The following is a 13,827-nucleotide window of genomic DNA, read 5'->3' on the forward strand; positions in this document are numbered from 1 at the left end:
CAACGATGAAAAGAGAACCGACCCCACCCGCCCACTGTACGTTTGAGCCAGAGGACTGGCTGCGTCTGGCGAAATGCTGGCATCCGGTCGCGCGCGCCTGCGACGTCGGTCCGGCGCCGGTCAAAGCGACGCTGCTGGATGAACAGCTGGTGATTTACCGCATTAACGATCAGGTCGTGGTCGCCCGTGACGTGTGCCCGCACCGCGGCGTGCCGCTGACGCTCGGCTTTCACGACGAGCACGGGATTATCTGCCCCTATCATGGCTTACGCTTTGGGGAGGACGGTCGCTGCAACCGTATTCCGTCCAGCCCCGACCAGCCCGTTCCGGCGAAGCTGAACCTGATTAACTACGCGGTCGAAGAGCGGTTCGGGCTGATCTGGACCTGCCTGGCCTTTGATCCGGATAACCCTGCGCCGCTGCCCACCATGCCGCACTGGGATCACGACGGATTTCAGCAGATTAACTGCCCGGCGTTTGAGGTGAACGGCTTCGCCGGACGTCAGGTAGAGGGTTTTCTGGACGTGGCGCACTTTGCGTGGATCCACACCGAAACCTTTGCCGACCCCAATAATCAGCTTGTGCCTGCCTATCAGCCGCAGGAGACGCCGTTCGGCTTCGTGGCGGATTACTGGAGCGCCGTGAGCAACTATCCCGCCAGTTCCCCCGTGCAGGCTCCGGAAGGGTTCCAGTGGCTGCGCCATTTTGAAATGCACCTGCCGTTCACCGCCACCCTGACGATTCATTTTCCGGGTGAATCGAGACTGGTGATCATGAACGCCGCGTCGCCGGTGTCATCGCGCGTGACCCGCATGTTCGCCCCTATTGCCCGCAATTTTGACCTGCATATTCCGGTGGAGGACGTGCATGCCTTCAACCTGCGGATTTTTGAAGAGGATCGCCTGATGGTCGAAACCCAGCGCCCGGAAAACCTGCCGCTGGACCTGACGCTGGAAGCGCATATCCCCGCGGATAAAAGCTCGATTGCCTATCGTCGGGGGCTGAAGAAAATGGGCTTTGGCGAGTTTTTCCTGGTATGACGGAGGCCAATATGCTGAGCGTGATTGTTGACGGGCTGTGGCGCGAGGGCGACAAAAGCCTCGCCGTCAGGCTGGTGGCTGATAACGGCGACGCGCTGCCGGCGTGGCAGCCCGGGGCGCACGTTGATGTCCACCTGCCCTGCGGCGTGGTGCGCCCGTATTCCCTGACCGGAGCATGTGGGGACGAGAGCTATCTTATTTGCGTGGGGCGTGAAACCGCCTCGCGCGGCGGGTCGCGCTACGTTCACGAGACGCTGCGTCCCGGGCAGAAGCTGATGATATCGGCCCCGCGCAACCTGTTTCCGCTGCAGCAGGCAGAGCGGGTTTTGCTGCTGGCGGCGGGGATTGGCATTACGCCGCTGTATGCGATGGCCCTGCAGCTGAAGGCGACCGGAACGCCGTTCACGCTGCATTATTACGTCAGAAACCGTGAAAGCGCGGCGTTTGGGCGCGAACTCTCCCGGCTCGGTGAGTGCCTCATTCATACCGCCAGCCCGCGCACAGCGCTGGCGGCACATCTCCCCGCGGCCGAATCGGGCCTTCACGCCTGGGTCTGTGGTCCAGCGGGTTTTATGGAAAAAGTGCGTGAGGTCGCCACGGCAAAGGGATGGGATGACGCCCATCTTCACAGCGAGGCGTTTCAGCCCGTTGCGCCCGCCGCAGGCGGTGAAGCCGGGGAGATCTTCACGGTCAAACTGGCCTCCACCGGGGAGCGCTGGCCGGTGCCTGCGGATAAAACCATCGCCCAGGTGCTGCAGGAAAATGGCGTGGCGGTCCCGCTTTCCTGTGAGATGGGGATCTGCGGCGCCTGCCTGACGCCGGTGATTGACGGTGCGGTGGATCACCGGGATAGCGTGCAGTCGGAGGCGGAAAAAGGCGCAACGGACCAGCAGGTGGCGCTGTGCTGTTCGCGAAGCTATTCCGGGGAGCTGGTGATTGGGCTGTAAAACGAAAAAACCCTGCGATATTGCTATCGCAGGGTTTTCAAATTTGGCGGAAGCGTAGAGATTCGAACTCTAGAACCCTTTCGGGTCGCCGGTTTTCAAGACCGGTGCCTTCAACCGCTCGGCCACGCTTCCAAAGTGAGGCGCACTATAAACATCTATTAGCGCCTTGTAAAGCAGGAATTTTTCGATTTTTCCCCACGGGCGTTTGACTGCGCAAAAAGTCACCCAAACGCTGACTTCACATCACTCTCCGCGACCTTGTACATACCGTAACACAGCAACGCTCATCTTTTTAAATCGCTCTGGTATAGAATGCCACAAAAATAGACGGCCATTTGTTGTGTAATTGTTATTAATCTGAATTTCCGCAGATTTAAGACATTACTGCCATGCAGTGTTACTGGTTGATGATGAAAATCAAAAATACGCTTTGCTTACATTTTCTGATGGCGTTTCTGGCCATTTTGTTTCTTTGTCTTCACCCGCTGGTGGCGAGCTTCGATCCGCCGCTTACCTTCCAGCCGCTGATTAAATCAATGGCGGGCACGCCTAAAGAACAGGCGGAAAAAATTGCCACTATTTCTCATGCCTTAGAAGGGAATGCAATTTTCTTCATTGGTGCGTCTGAAGTTGCGACGTCAGAAGATGAACATTACGCTGTCTATAATTACTTTAATAAGCAATTGCACAACCCCGTCGTGGCGTATGGCGATGCGTTTGTCGATGACGAAACGCAGTTTTTACTGTTCTCACGTTTTAAAAATAGCCTTAACGCAAACAGTAAAGTTGTTTTGCTGCTGGCACCTGACAGCTTTTACTCAAAAGGCCTGCCTCCCGCTATCTATGCCGATAATTTCCCGGGTTCTGTTTTTAATCCTTTGATGAAGGATCCGCAGGCACGCCCAATATTGGTTAATTATTTAAAACATATTGAGAGTAAAGAAATAAGCCATTTAACCTTTGGCCAAATGCGTGTCTTTGGCTGGCACCCCGATCTGATATGGGACGAGGTGAGTTTCCAGTTTGCCAACGTCTGCACCATGATAAAAAACGACTGGCTGGCGCTGCTTCACGTCACGCCCCGGACGGAACAGCCGTGGCCGCCACAGCCAACCACCCACATTGCCCCTGACTGGGATAAAGAGCTGGCGAATGCCCGCGAGTTAAATAAAAAGCGCCAGCAGAGCGCGGCCACCCTGTGGATGGACAAAACGATTTACGAGGAGGACGGTACGCGGCAGCAGTGGGATGACACCCCGGTCGTGCCTGCGCAAATCGCTGCCTTCAGTAAAACCGTCCAGCTGCTTAAAGAACACCACGTGCAGGTGATTGCTATCGTCGACCCGGTTAACCCCTGGGCGCTTTACAACACCGATACCTTCCGCCCGGTGGATAAGCAAATAAAAACCATTCTGGAAAAGAACCAGATCCCCTATTTAGATATGTACGCCATGCCTTATCAGAATGGCTGGAACTGGGATCGTTTGCACCCTTCCGAACTGGCCTGGGTTCCTATGATTCGCTTTATTGCACAGAGCTTTAAATAATGAAAATCGCGATTCGTCTTTTTTTCCTTTATCTCCTGCTGGCGATCACCATCGTCGCGTGGACCTCTGTCGATGACAGTATGAGTATGCAGCTGCATTTTGAATATCAAAAGTTCTGAGGCCGAATGATGTATAGCTCAGGAATGTTTTTTGTCTGTTTGTTTTCATCCGCCCTGGCGTTTGCGCTGGTCAATCGCCTATTACGCCATCGCCTGACGTATTTATCGGCATTATCCGTCATGGCCGCATTAGGCTGGGGCTATATTTTTCAGGGTGATTACCGTGTTCCCGCGGTCGTTTTTATCAGTTTTTATCTAGTCGCCGCGTTAAAAGAAAAAGGATGGTTAAAAACCTGGCAGGCGATTGTGTTAACGCTGCTTCCTTTATTTTTGGTGAAATTGCACCTTAATCATCATCTCGGCATGATCGGCCTCTCTTTTATGACATTCCGCGCGGTGGACGTGCTGCTCTATCGCAGTAAAAAAGAAGGGCAGAATTTCCTGCACTATTTCTGCTATCTGTTTATGCCCTTTATTATTCTGGCAGGCCCAATGTACCGCTGGCGGACATGGATGAACGACGTCAGCAAGCCCGTCTTTGCCCTTAACCGCGAACAGTTTTTAGTGGCGCTGGAGCAAATCATTACCGGCATTATCCAGAAGTTCCTGTTTGCCATGCTGGTTGATTCGCTGGTCGTACAGCCCTGGAGCCATAAGCCGTTTACGCTGACCGTGGGCGTGGTGATGTCGATTGCCTATAGCGCCTACCTCTACTTTGATTTTGCGGGCTACAGCAATATGGCCATCGGTGCGGGCCGCCTGTTTGGGCTCAACATCCCGGCAAACTTCAATATGCCGCTTCTGGCAAAGAACCCGCAGGATTTCTGGCGCCGCTTCCACATCAGCCTGTCTGAATGGCTGCGCGATGTGGTCTTTATGCCCGTTTATATGAACCTGATGAAGTTCAACTTTTTCCGTCAGAACAAAACGCTGGCGCAAAATATCGGTATTTTCTGCACCCTGTTTTGCATGGGGGCATGGAATGGCCTGGAACGCCATTACGTCATCAGCGGCGCGCTGTTTGGCGCCATTTCTGTCGCGCACAACATGCTGCTGTGGTCAGCCAAACGCAGCCCGGCGTTACACCGCGGGTTGCAGTATCCGGCTGTTGCGTTTTTAGGGCGCATTCTGACGCTGGGAAGCGCCGCGGGCGCCCTTTACATCTTTAGTGGAATGTCACCTCTATGAAAAATCTCTCCGATCTTCAGGAACTGCAGGATTTCTTGCGTGCGGCATTATGCGATCCCGCCTCCCCGCAGCAGCTGGCCATCAGCGGCAGCGACGAAGCCTTAAGCTGGCTGCAGCTTTCCGCTGCCGTGACGGACTGGGCGCAGCGCTATCAGCGTAGCCAGCCTGTTGCCGGTACGCCGGTCGTCTTGTACGGACACCAGCAGGCCGAGTTCGCCGTGGCGATTTATAGCTGCCTGCTGCACAACATTCCGTACATTCCGGTGGACTGCATTTACCCGCAGGAGCGCCTGCGGGAGATCTGCCATCTGGCCAGCGCCCCTTACTATTACGACGTCGCGACCCGGCAGTTCATCGCCACGGGTGAATCGGGCAAGGTGCTGGAGGAGCAGGATCTGGCCTACATCATGTTTACCTCCGGCAGCACCGGCAAGCCTAAAGGGGTGCAGATTGGGCGTGAAAGCGTGTGGCACTTCATGAAATGGGTCAGCCAGGACTTTTCGCTGCCGGAAAAACCGGTCCTGATGAACCACGCGGTGTTCAGTTTTGACCTCTCCCTGATCCCTTTGCTGGCGAATCTGGCGATGGGTGGACACATCGTGCTGAACGCCAAAGACGATATTCAGAAAGCGAACTGGCTGGAACGACTGAAAAGCAACGCCGTCTCCGCCTGGGTTTCCACCCCCTCTTTTGCTTACCAGCAGCTGCTTTCCCCGCAGTTCAACAGCGAGTATTTACCTGAACTCAACGTCTTTATCTTCATTGGTGAAGTGTTGAATAAAGCGCTGGTTAAACAGCTTCGCCGCCGCTTCCCGCAGGCCAAAATCATCAACTCCTATGGCCCAACGGAAGCGACCATCGCGACCACCGTGGTCGAGATCACGTATGCGATCCTGAACAGCGACAGCGCCGTGCTGCCGGTGGGGGTCATGATGCCTGAGAGCAGAATGGAAATTTCCGCCGAGGGCGAGCTGATTATCTGGGGTAAAAACGTCATGCGCGGCTACCTCGGCCTGCCGCAGGAGAACGCAGAAAAATTACTTCATCGGGAAAATGAAGCATTTCGCGGCTACCGGACCGGCGATCTGGGCTATGAAGCGGGGCTTATCTACTGCCAGGGACGCAACGACAGCCAGGTCAAACTGAATGGCTACCGTATTGAAATCAACGAAATTGAAAACCGCCTGCTGGCGATGTCCGGGATTAACGAAGCGGTGGTGATGCCACTGATGAAACCCTGCGGCAGCGTGCTGCGCATTGCCGCGTTCTGCGTGACGGAGCTGGCGCCGGATACCATCAAAACCTCGCTCTCGAAGGTAGTCCCCCACTACATGGTGCCGTCACAAATTATCGTAAAAGACGCTTTGCCGCTGAATCCTAACGGCAAAATTGACCGCAAGCTGCTGGACGCTTACGCCCGCACAAATTAATGACTCCAGGAACAATTATGGAACAAGAAATTCTCGCCCTGTTCGAAAAAGTGTTATCCCGTAAGGTGGGCTTTCACGATGAGCTGATTGAATCCGACATTCTCGACTCCATCCTGGCGGTCGATATGGTGCTGGAAGTGCAGGACGTTTACGGCTGCATGATCCCGCCGACAGACGTGGCGACGGTGCTGAAAACCCCGGCGGACCTGGCCCGCTATATTGAAGAAAACCGCTAAACGCCCCTGCTGTTAATCCTGCCCTGAAGGCTCTGGCGCATCGCGCCAGAGCCCAGACGCAAAATGAATATCCTTCACCGGAATTAAACCAACCGCTTTTGTGATTTCTCCTACACTTTAGGGGTCGTGTTGTTCTTAACAGAGGAGTCTGCGGTATGGCATTCGTAACCACGAAAGACGGCGTCAACATTTACTACAAAGACTGGGGTCCGAAAGAGGCTCAGCCCATTGTCTTCCACCACGGCTGGCCGTTGAGTGCCGATGACTGGGATAACCAGATGCTCTTCTTCCTGGCAGAAGGCTATCGCGTTATCGCTATCGATCGCCGCGGACATGGACGATCGGACCAGGTGAGTGAAGGCCACGATATGGATCATTATGCGGCCGATGCGTCAGCCGTGGTTGAAAGCCTTGATCTGCACAATGCCGTGCACGTCGGTCACTCCACCGGCGGCGGACAGGTCGCCCGCTATGTTGCGCGGTATGGACAACCACAGGGGCGCGTCGCCAAAGCGGTGCTCGTCAGCGCCGTCCCGCCTCTGATGGTCAAAACGGAGACGAATCCCGGCGGAACGCCGATCGAGGTTTTCGACGGCTTCCGCAAAGCGCTGGCGACTAACCGCGCCCAGTTTTATCTCGACGTTGCCAGCGGTCCTTTCTACGGTTTTAATCGCGATGGTGCCGACGTTTCGCAGGGTACGATCCAGAACTGGTGGCGTCAGGGTATGATCGGAAGCGCCAAAGCCCACTATGAGGGGATTAAGGCGTTTTCAGAGACCGACCAGACGGAAGATTTGAAAACCATCACCGTTCCCGTTCTGGTGCTGCAGGGCGATGACGATCAGGTTGTGCCGTATAAAAATGCCGCCCTTCTCCAGGACAAGCTGCTGGCGAACAGCGTGCTGAAAATTTATCCGGGCTTCCCGCACGGGATGCATACCACCCATGCGGATACTATCAACGCGGACATACTGGCCTTTATTCGCTCATAACGCCGCTTTTATTGCCGGGTGGCGCTGCGCTTACCCGGCCTACGCCACGATATCCCGCTCAATGCATGAACGCCACCCGAGGGTGGCGTTGTTTATTCCGCTTAGCGATTATCCAGCTGGGCGCGAACGTTGTTCAGCCCGGTGGTGTTGATGCGGTAAGGCTGCCCGTTCACGGATCGGATCAGCTTTTTGGCGCGGAGTTTTTTGAAGACGTTCAGCGTGCAGTCGCTCAGCACCAGCCCTTCACGGGTGTAGCACTCAACGGACGTGACGCGGCCAGAACTGTCGCGGACGTGCACAATACGTCCACCTTTGGCGAGAACGTGTAAGGTACGTTGTTCCTGACGGGATAAATTCATACTGGAAAACCTGTGTAATCATCATGCGTAAAAACGAGCCCACACCCGCAGGTGCGTGCGTAAGGTTTAAGCGCAGCGATAACCAGTCCGTCCTGAAAAGGGCGGGAAGCTGATTATCTGATGACAACATTCTCCAGCATCAAAGCCTCGGTAAGCGATGAAAAGGTATTTACGGGGTGAATGATAACGCCGGGGTTTTACAGGGAAATAACCGGGTCTTAAAAATGTGAGGCGGATCGGCTAATCCAAAAGAAAAACCCCAGGTTCACAAGTAACCTGGGGTTTATATCTGGCGGAAGCGCAGAGATTCGAACTCTGGAACCCTTTCGGGTCGCCGGTTTTCAAGACCGGTGCCTTCAACCGCTCGGCCACACTTCCTGAGTGAGGCGAACTATAAACACCTCACCGCGTGCTGTAAAGAGTGCCAGCAATCGTTCGCTGTAAAAATAGTCAAAACGTGTTTAATCGGTTGAACTGACAACACATCGACGATTTTATCAGCACAGGCCTAGTGTTTTTTGATGTACATGTCTTTCGTGTAATAGTACCCCAGCTTATCCGGCGTAAATCCGCCCACCCACGGTTTCACCAGGTGCGTACGGACGTAGTGATACACCGGAATGGCCGGCACATCGCGTCCCAGCAGATCTTCCGCCTGCTGGTAGAACTTACCTCGCTCTTCCGTTGTTTTGGCTTTTGCGGCATTCACCAGCGCCTGGTCGTATTCCGGATTGCTGTACTGGCTGGTGTTTTCGCTGTCGCCGGTGCGGAAGTTGTTCAGGAACGTCGCCGCGTCGTCGTAGTCGGCAATCCAGGCGTAACGCACCGCGTCAAAGTTGTGGGTGTGCATGGTATCCAGCATGGTTTTCCACTCCTGATTTTGCAGCTTCGCGTCCACGCCGAGGTTTTTCTTCCACATAGAGCTGGCGGCAATCGCGATGCGCTGGTGCGATTCAGAAGTGTTATAGAGCAGGTTGAAGCTCAGGGGATGGCTTTCGTTATATCCGGCCTCGTTCAGCAGTTTTTTCGCCTCGGCGATGCGCTTGTCCAGCGGCCAGCTGGCGTAATCCGGGTTCTGGAGCTTTACGCCGCCGATGTCCGGCTGGCTGATGAGCCACGCCGGGCGCTGCCCCTGCCCTAATACTTTTCCGGCAATGATGTCTTTATCGAGCGCCATGTTCAGCGCCTTGCGCACGCGGGCGTCGTTGAACGGCGGCCGGGTGGTATTGAATTCGTAGTAATAGGTCGCCAGCTGCGGAGAAACATCCAGCTGGCTGCCCAGGGTTTTCTTGAGCTGGGCAAACTGGTTGATCGGCACCGTGTAGACAATATCAATTTCGCCCGCTTTATAGCGGTTCACATCCGAGGCCTCGGACGTGATGGGCAGGTAGGTCACCTTGTTAATCACGGTGTGCGCGTTATCCCAGTAGCGCGGGTTGCGCTCCGCCACAATGCGTTCGTTGACCACCCACTGCGACAGCTTATACGCCCCGCTGCTGACGAAGTGCTCAGGCTTGGTCCACTTTTCGCCGAAACGGCCAATCAGCACTTTATCCACCGGCACAAGCGACGGGTGCGCCAGCATGGCGAGGAACGCCGCGTTTGGCTGGGTGAGCGTCACTTCCAGCGTGGTGTCGTTAATGGCTTTCACGCCCAGCGTGTCGGGGGATTTTTTCCCCTGAGCGATATCGGCCGCGTTGGCGATATGCATGTTGCCCGGATAGCTCGCGTATGGTGACGCCGTTTTCGGGTCAATCAGGCGCTGCCAGCTCCAGACCACATCCTCTGCGGTAATCGCCGTGCCGTCGCTCCAGGTGATGCCCGGACGCAGATGGAACGTCCAGACGGTGTTGTCCTTGTTCTCCCATTTTTCCGCCAGCCGGGGCTGGACGTCACCCGACGGGGAAACGCTCACCAGACCTTCGAATAAATCACTGATAATATTGAATTCGACGTCGCTTTCGACTTTATGCGGGTCGAGCGAAGCCGGTTCACTGCCATTATTCCTGACCAGTTCCTGTTTATCGGCCAGCGCGGTTCCTGCCGGCACGTTAGCCGCCCAGGTCGCCGTGCTGGCGCACAGGATCCCGGCGGTAAGTAAAGAGAGCGTAAAGCGCGTGCGTGTTTGTGGTTTCATGTCCTTCGCCTTATTGTCTGTTTTTGTGACGATCCGGAAATAACTCTTAGCGGCCTTATGGTAATAACGCAATAATTTTCAGTAACCTATAAGAGGTTGATCTGATTAATCGCGTCAAACCGCTGTTCATACTGGTGAAACGTATTTATGCAGAAGAAAAAACCAGGTCCCGCGCTAACCTGCTGAGTAAAGATGGGTAAAACCACTTTGAGAGTGACGCGCCGTTTCCTATTCTTTCCGTTAATTACATCTGTCATAAGAGAGTGACTCATGGATCGTATAATTACTTCCTCACGCGACCGCACATCGCTACTCAGCACCCACAAGGTGCTGCGCAATACCTATTTCATGCTCAGCCTGACGCTGGCGTTTTCGGCGATCACCGCCACCGCCAGCACCATGCTGATGCTGCCGTCTCCGGGGCTGATCCTGACCCTGGTGGGTATGTATGGTTTGATGTTCCTGACCTACAAAACCGCTGACAAACCGGTCGGTATTCTGTCCGCGTTTGCCTTCACCGGCTTCCTGGGCTACATCCTGGGGCCAATCCTGAACGCGTATCTGTCCGCCGGAATGGGTGACGTGATTGGTATGGCGCTGGGCGGCACCGCGCTGGTGTTCTTCTGCTGCTCGGCCTACGTGCTGACCACGCGTAAGGACATGTCCTTCCTCGGCGGCATGCTGATGGCGGGTGTTGTGGTGGTGCTGGTGGGTATGGTGGCCAACATCTTCCTGCAGCTGCCTGCTCTGCACCTGGCGATCAGCGCCGTATTTATTCTGATCTCTTCCGGCGCGATCCTGTTTGAAACCAGCAACATCATTCGCGGCGGTGAGACGAACTATATCCGCGCCACCGTGAGCCTGTATGTGTCGCTGTACAACATCTTCGTCAGCCTGCTGAGCATCCTGGGCTTCGCCAGCCGCGATTAAGCTGACCTGCTGAAACAAAAAGGAGAATGCCCCCGGCATTCTCCTTTTTTTATGCCTTAATCACCCCGGCAAATATAGGTGGGGTAACGCCGGTCCTGAATCAGCCATACGGAAGGCGAGAGTTCAGAGATCGTGAGATAGTAGCGTGCGGTCGGGCTGGCAAAGCTTCCCCACTGGGCATCAGGGGTGTTGTCATTGTGTCGACGCCAGGTCTTGGTGTAGCTCAGGACAATTACCTTATCATCGTCCCGTCGCTCCCACGTAAAATCCACGTCCCTGTCAACGATCAGGCTCTTACCTTCAGCCTTTGCAGCGCCTTTGTAGGTGGTCAGGCCGGTGCCGTTACGATGAAAATAGAACTGGGCAACGGCATTGACCTTCACTTCATTTGCCTTTCCTTGATTGCGCGTAAAATTAAACTCGGTGCTGCAGGTCAGCGCATCGCGCTTATAGGCTCCGCCGGTGTAGATAAAGAGCGCAAACGCCCCGCCAACGACTGCGCCACCCAGTCCGAACAGAAGTCTGTTTTTCATTCTTCCGCCCCGCTTTTATAGCGAATAGTTTTACACAGGCTGGCTTCACTCACCGGGCAGGCGCCGATGAAAACCTCATCGGCGGCGGCAAGCGAAAAGCGGGCGCTGAAATAATAAATGTTGTACTCCTCGCGCTCGCACGCGACGTTATTTTTCTTCAGCAGCTCGGCCAATTTTGATAACACCAGCGGTCGGCCATGATCGTTGATCACCCAGAGCCGACAGCCAGCTATTTTTTCCTTAACGGGTTTGAGTGTTGCGGGTACGGTTATCTCAAGCTGTCGGCTAAAAAACAGGCTAAACCCCACGACTGACGTCGTTAATACCGCTAAAACCAGCCACCACTTTTTGGATAAACGCTTATATCCTGACGGCTGCTCAACGGACGGCTGAGATACTTCGGGCGTAACGCTCTCTGCGGGCTTAAAAATAACGTCGGCGTCAAAGCGGAATCCAAACCGGGGCACGGTCACGATATAGTCGTGGCTGTCGCCCAGGGCGTGGAAGCTTTTGCGTAATTCACTTACCGCCTTATTGAGGTTATTTCCCGACGGCGTAAAGCCGAACTCCTCCCACACGCGAGTGATCAACTCTTCCCGGCTCAGGTCGCGCCCTTTATGACGAATAAACTCCTGTAAAAGACGAACGGCCGGAGCCGAAAGCGTTAATACAGACTCGGGTTGCCCAACAATACTTATTGCATGTGCTTCAGGATCGAATAACAACGAATTATTGCATATAAAAAACATCTTTTATTCTCGGCTGTTACCGCATGCTTTTTAATCCCTGATACAACGACAAGAAAATCGCCTCCTGAACTGATTGTTTTTTCATCAGAAGGAGTTTTCTCCCCATCCCGGGTCGCGGTATTTTCGCTTAACTATACAACCTTAAAGCCAGGAAAGCAGGATAAAAAACTGTATATAACGAGTTAATTAATACAAATTTTCACAAACCGCTGTTCTGGTTAAAGTTTCCCTGCCCTGAAGCAATACGTTAGCAGAGGGTGTCCCGTTGTGAATGCGCCGGGAATGAACTCAACGCAGGCGGACCGAAAGTGAAACAGAAAAATAGTGTGAATAAGACAACTGCCTTTTATATCGCCGCGCTGTCATTGCCATTTTTCTCAGAAATGGCACTGGCCAATATGAGCGTGTATCCCATGGAACTTAACGTGGATAAGTCCGGTGCGGCGCAAATTAAGGTGGCGTCAAAAACGGATGATATTCAGTTCATTCGGGTGAGGCAAAAGAAAATTCTTAATCCCGGCACGCCCCTGGAAAAAGAGATTGATGTGGCCTCGTGGAAAGAAGGTGGCGTTGTTGTCACACCGGAAAAATTCGCCCTTGCGGCAGGCGCAATGCGCGTGGTTCGCCTGGTATCGCTTGCACCACCGGAAAAAGAGACGACCTGGCGCGTCTATTTTGAAGGCGTAAAGCAGCCTGACAGCATTATTCCGGGCAAGGCAGAAAGCCCTGCGGCGACGGCAAGACTGGGCGTCAATGTGATCTGGGGCGCCCTGATCCATCTCGCACCGGAAAAAAGCGTGGTTTCACTGACGATTGACCCTCTCAGGGGAACGTTAAAAAACAACGGCACGTTGCGCGTGCCGCTCAGGGAGATCGGTGTTTGTGATGCGGATTCATCGTGTAGATGGATTAAAGAAGACGCGACGATTTATCCGGACACCGAACGGAAATTAAAAACGCTCACGAAGGTACAAGGCCAGAAATATAAATTCCGATACTTCAACTGGCTGAATAAAAGCGCTGAAGAAGCTGATTTACCCGTCGTGCAATAACACGACGCCACCGTAAAAACCCCACAGGGTTTGATTAAAGAGCCAGGGTGCTCATTTGTAAATATGGAGATATCAATGCGTAAGTACTTTAAACCTCTGATGATTGTTGCCGCGATGACCACGTCCGTTAGCGCGCTGGCGATTCAAAAAGATATTACCGTCAACGCCAGCGTTGATTCACAGCTGGATATGACTCAGGCCGATAACACGCCGCTGCCGGCAAGCATCGATATGCAGTACCTGCCTGGCCGCGGTCTGGAAAGCTACCGTCTGAATACCAAGGTGTGGTCTAACTCCGCCACCAGCAACGTGAAAGTCCGTCTGGTGAGCGCCGCGAAGCTGGCGAATGCCGACGGTGCTGAAACCATCCCTATGACGGTGAAGCTGGGCGATAAAACCCTCTCTACCGCAGATGTTGAATACACCGGTACCGAACTGTTCCCGGGGAGCATTGAAAACGGTTCTGCGGTACTGCCGCTGACCATTTCCCAGACCACCAAAGGCATTCTGAAAACCGGTCAGTACAGCGGCGTTGTCAGCCTGATGCTGACGCAGGCGACGACCACGGAAGGCGGTGCGTAACACCACAGCACCTAAGGAATAACGTCAGAGGGTGCCCACCCTCTGA

At 54.2% G+C, this 13,827-nt stretch carries 14 protein-coding genes and 2 tRNA genes; 10 read left to right on the plus strand and 6 right to left on the minus strand.

Annotation, left to right across the window (positions count from 1 at the left end):
- Positions 1 to 5: 5 nt before the first annotated feature.
- Both hpxD and C6A40_RS08435 read left to right on the plus strand, forming a co-directional pair.
- On the plus strand, positions 6 to 1,040 hold the full coding sequence (gene hpxD / locus C6A40_RS08430; protein WP_045334740.1) for a molybdenum cofactor-independent xanthine hydroxylase subunit HpxD: 1,035 nt from the start codon (positions 6 to 8) through the stop codon (positions 1,038 to 1,040).
- 11 nt (positions 1,041 to 1,051) lie between these two features.
- A complete protein-coding gene (locus C6A40_RS08435) occupies positions 1,052 to 1,987 on the plus strand; it encodes a PDR/VanB family oxidoreductase (protein WP_045334787.1) in 936 nt (311 codons plus the stop codon).
- A gap of 44 nt (positions 1,988 to 2,031) precedes the next feature.
- Here the strand turns inward: C6A40_RS08435 and C6A40_RS08440 are convergent.
- Positions 2,032 to 2,119: transfer RNA gene (locus C6A40_RS08440), tRNA-Ser, on the minus strand.
- 278 nt (positions 2,120 to 2,397) lie between these two features.
- Here C6A40_RS08440 and C6A40_RS08445 point away from each other — a divergent pair.
- The 5 genes from C6A40_RS08445 (at position 2,398) to C6A40_RS08465 (ending at position 7,439) form a co-directional block, all read left to right on the plus strand.
- Positions 2,398 to 3,534, plus strand: coding sequence for a D-alanyl-lipoteichoic acid biosynthesis protein DltD (locus C6A40_RS08445; RefSeq protein ID WP_045334790.1), 1,137 nt, complete (start codon positions 2,398 to 2,400; stop codon positions 3,532 to 3,534).
- 128 nt (positions 3,535 to 3,662) lie between these two features.
- Complete coding sequence (locus tag C6A40_RS08450) at positions 3,663 to 4,781, plus strand: MBOAT family O-acyltransferase (protein ID WP_023343711.1); 1,119 nt, start codon at positions 3,663 to 3,665, stop codon at positions 4,779 to 4,781.
- A complete protein-coding gene (locus C6A40_RS08455; protein ID WP_045334743.1) occupies positions 4,778 to 6,211 on the plus strand; it encodes an AMP-binding protein in 1,434 nt (477 codons plus the stop codon). The genes C6A40_RS08450 and C6A40_RS08455 overlap by 4 nt, the downstream gene beginning before the upstream one ends.
- Positions 6,212 to 6,228: 17 nt before the next feature.
- Positions 6,229 to 6,447 (plus strand): acyl carrier protein, encoded by a 219-nt coding sequence (locus C6A40_RS08460; RefSeq protein WP_008499867.1) that lies wholly within the window; start codon positions 6,229 to 6,231, stop codon positions 6,445 to 6,447.
- A gap of 155 nt (positions 6,448 to 6,602) precedes the next feature.
- Positions 6,603 to 7,439 (plus strand): alpha/beta fold hydrolase, encoded by an 837-nt coding sequence (locus C6A40_RS08465; protein ID WP_008499868.1) that lies wholly within the window; start codon positions 6,603 to 6,605, stop codon positions 7,437 to 7,439.
- 101 nt (positions 7,440 to 7,540) lie between these two features.
- On the opposite strand, the gene C6A40_RS08470 is transcribed toward C6A40_RS08465, so the two are convergent.
- The 3 genes from C6A40_RS08470 to C6A40_RS08480 all read right to left on the minus strand — a co-directional run bounded on the left by C6A40_RS08470 (position 7,541) and on the right by C6A40_RS08480 (position 9,935).
- Positions 7,541 to 7,798: a YjhX family toxin gene (locus C6A40_RS08470; RefSeq protein ID WP_008499869.1), complete on the minus strand. Its 258-nt coding sequence runs from the start codon at positions 7,796 to 7,798 to the stop codon at positions 7,541 to 7,543.
- A 290-nt stretch (positions 7,799 to 8,088) separates the two neighbouring features.
- Positions 8,089 to 8,176 (minus strand) — tRNA-Ser (locus tag C6A40_RS08475).
- Positions 8,177 to 8,306: 130 nt separating this feature from the next.
- Positions 8,307 to 9,935, minus strand: coding sequence for an ABC transporter substrate-binding protein (locus tag C6A40_RS08480; protein WP_008499904.1), 1,629 nt, complete (start codon positions 9,933 to 9,935; stop codon positions 8,307 to 8,309).
- A 270-nt stretch (positions 9,936 to 10,205) separates the two neighbouring features.
- Between C6A40_RS08480 and yccA the strand changes: the two genes are divergently transcribed.
- The gene (gene yccA / locus C6A40_RS08490; protein WP_008499905.1) at positions 10,206 to 10,865 is read left to right on the plus strand and encodes an FtsH protease modulator YccA; all 660 of its coding nucleotides are present in this window, start codon (positions 10,206 to 10,208) and stop codon (positions 10,863 to 10,865) included.
- A 56-nt stretch (positions 10,866 to 10,921) separates the two neighbouring features.
- Here yccA and C6A40_RS08495 read toward each other — a convergent pair whose 3' ends face one another.
- Together C6A40_RS08495 and C6A40_RS08500 are read right to left on the minus strand one after the other, a co-directional pair.
- Positions 10,922 to 11,398 carry a hypothetical protein gene (locus tag C6A40_RS08495; protein ID WP_045334749.1) on the minus strand — a complete coding sequence of 159 codons (477 nt, stop codon included), beginning with the start codon at positions 11,396 to 11,398 and terminating at the stop codon, positions 10,922 to 10,924.
- A complete protein-coding gene (locus tag C6A40_RS08500; RefSeq protein ID WP_008499907.1) occupies positions 11,395 to 12,147 on the minus strand; it encodes a winged helix-turn-helix domain-containing protein in 753 nt (250 codons plus the stop codon). The genes C6A40_RS08495 and C6A40_RS08500 overlap by 4 nt, the downstream gene beginning before the upstream one ends.
- A 308-nt stretch (positions 12,148 to 12,455) precedes the next feature.
- Between C6A40_RS08500 and C6A40_RS08505 the strand changes: the two genes are divergently transcribed.
- Positions 12,456 to 13,199, plus strand: coding sequence for a fimbrial protein (locus tag C6A40_RS08505; RefSeq protein WP_045334753.1), 744 nt, complete (start codon positions 12,456 to 12,458; stop codon positions 13,197 to 13,199).
- A gap of 75 nt (positions 13,200 to 13,274) precedes the next feature.
- Positions 13,275 to 13,781: a CS1 type fimbrial major subunit gene (locus tag C6A40_RS08510; RefSeq protein WP_021240847.1), complete on the plus strand. Its 507-nt coding sequence runs from the start codon at positions 13,275 to 13,277 to the stop codon at positions 13,779 to 13,781.
- Positions 13,782 to 13,827 lie beyond the last annotated feature (46 nt).

Origin of the sequence: Enterobacter sp. GER_MD16_1505_Eko_090, from assembly GCF_003331015.1 — a bacterium.
Classification (GTDB): Bacteria; Pseudomonadota; Gammaproteobacteria; order Enterobacterales; family Enterobacteriaceae; genus Enterobacter; species Enterobacter roggenkampii.

What these genes read in the sequence shown, in the direction of transcription:
- hpxD (WP_045334740.1), top strand. Translation starts at nt 6, where the DNA reads ATGAAAAGAGAACCGACCCCACCCGCCCACTGTACGTTTGAGCCAGAG.
- C6A40_RS08435 (WP_045334787.1), top strand. Translation starts at nt 1,052, where the DNA reads ATGCTGAGCGTGATTGTTGACGGGCTGTGGCGCGAGGGCGACAAAAGC.
- C6A40_RS08445 (WP_045334790.1), top strand. Translation starts at nt 2,398, where the DNA reads ATGAAAATCAAAAATACGCTTTGCTTACATTTTCTGATGGCGTTTCTG.
- C6A40_RS08450 (WP_023343711.1), top strand. Translation starts at nt 3,663, where the DNA reads ATGTATAGCTCAGGAATGTTTTTTGTCTGTTTGTTTTCATCCGCCCTG.
- C6A40_RS08455 (WP_045334743.1), top strand. Translation starts at nt 4,778, where the DNA reads ATGAAAAATCTCTCCGATCTTCAGGAACTGCAGGATTTCTTGCGTGCG.
- C6A40_RS08460 (WP_008499867.1), top strand. Translation starts at nt 6,229, where the DNA reads ATGGAACAAGAAATTCTCGCCCTGTTCGAAAAAGTGTTATCCCGTAAG.
- C6A40_RS08465 (WP_008499868.1), top strand. Translation starts at nt 6,603, where the DNA reads ATGGCATTCGTAACCACGAAAGACGGCGTCAACATTTACTACAAAGAC.
- C6A40_RS08470 (WP_008499869.1), bottom strand. Translation starts at nt 7,798, where the DNA reads ATGAATTTATCCCGTCAGGAACAACGTACCTTACACGTTCTCGCCAAA.
- C6A40_RS08480 (WP_008499904.1), bottom strand. Translation starts at nt 9,935, where the DNA reads ATGAAACCACAAACACGCACGCGCTTTACGCTCTCTTTACTTACCGCC.
- yccA (WP_008499905.1), top strand. Translation starts at nt 10,206, where the DNA reads ATGGATCGTATAATTACTTCCTCACGCGACCGCACATCGCTACTCAGC.
- C6A40_RS08495 (WP_045334749.1), bottom strand. Translation starts at nt 11,398, where the DNA reads ATGAAAAACAGACTTCTGTTCGGACTGGGTGGCGCAGTCGTTGGCGGG.
- C6A40_RS08500 (WP_008499907.1), bottom strand. Translation starts at nt 12,147, where the DNA reads ATGTTTTTTATATGCAATAATTCGTTGTTATTCGATCCTGAAGCACAT.
- C6A40_RS08510 (WP_021240847.1), top strand. Translation starts at nt 13,275, where the DNA reads ATGCGTAAGTACTTTAAACCTCTGATGATTGTTGCCGCGATGACCACG.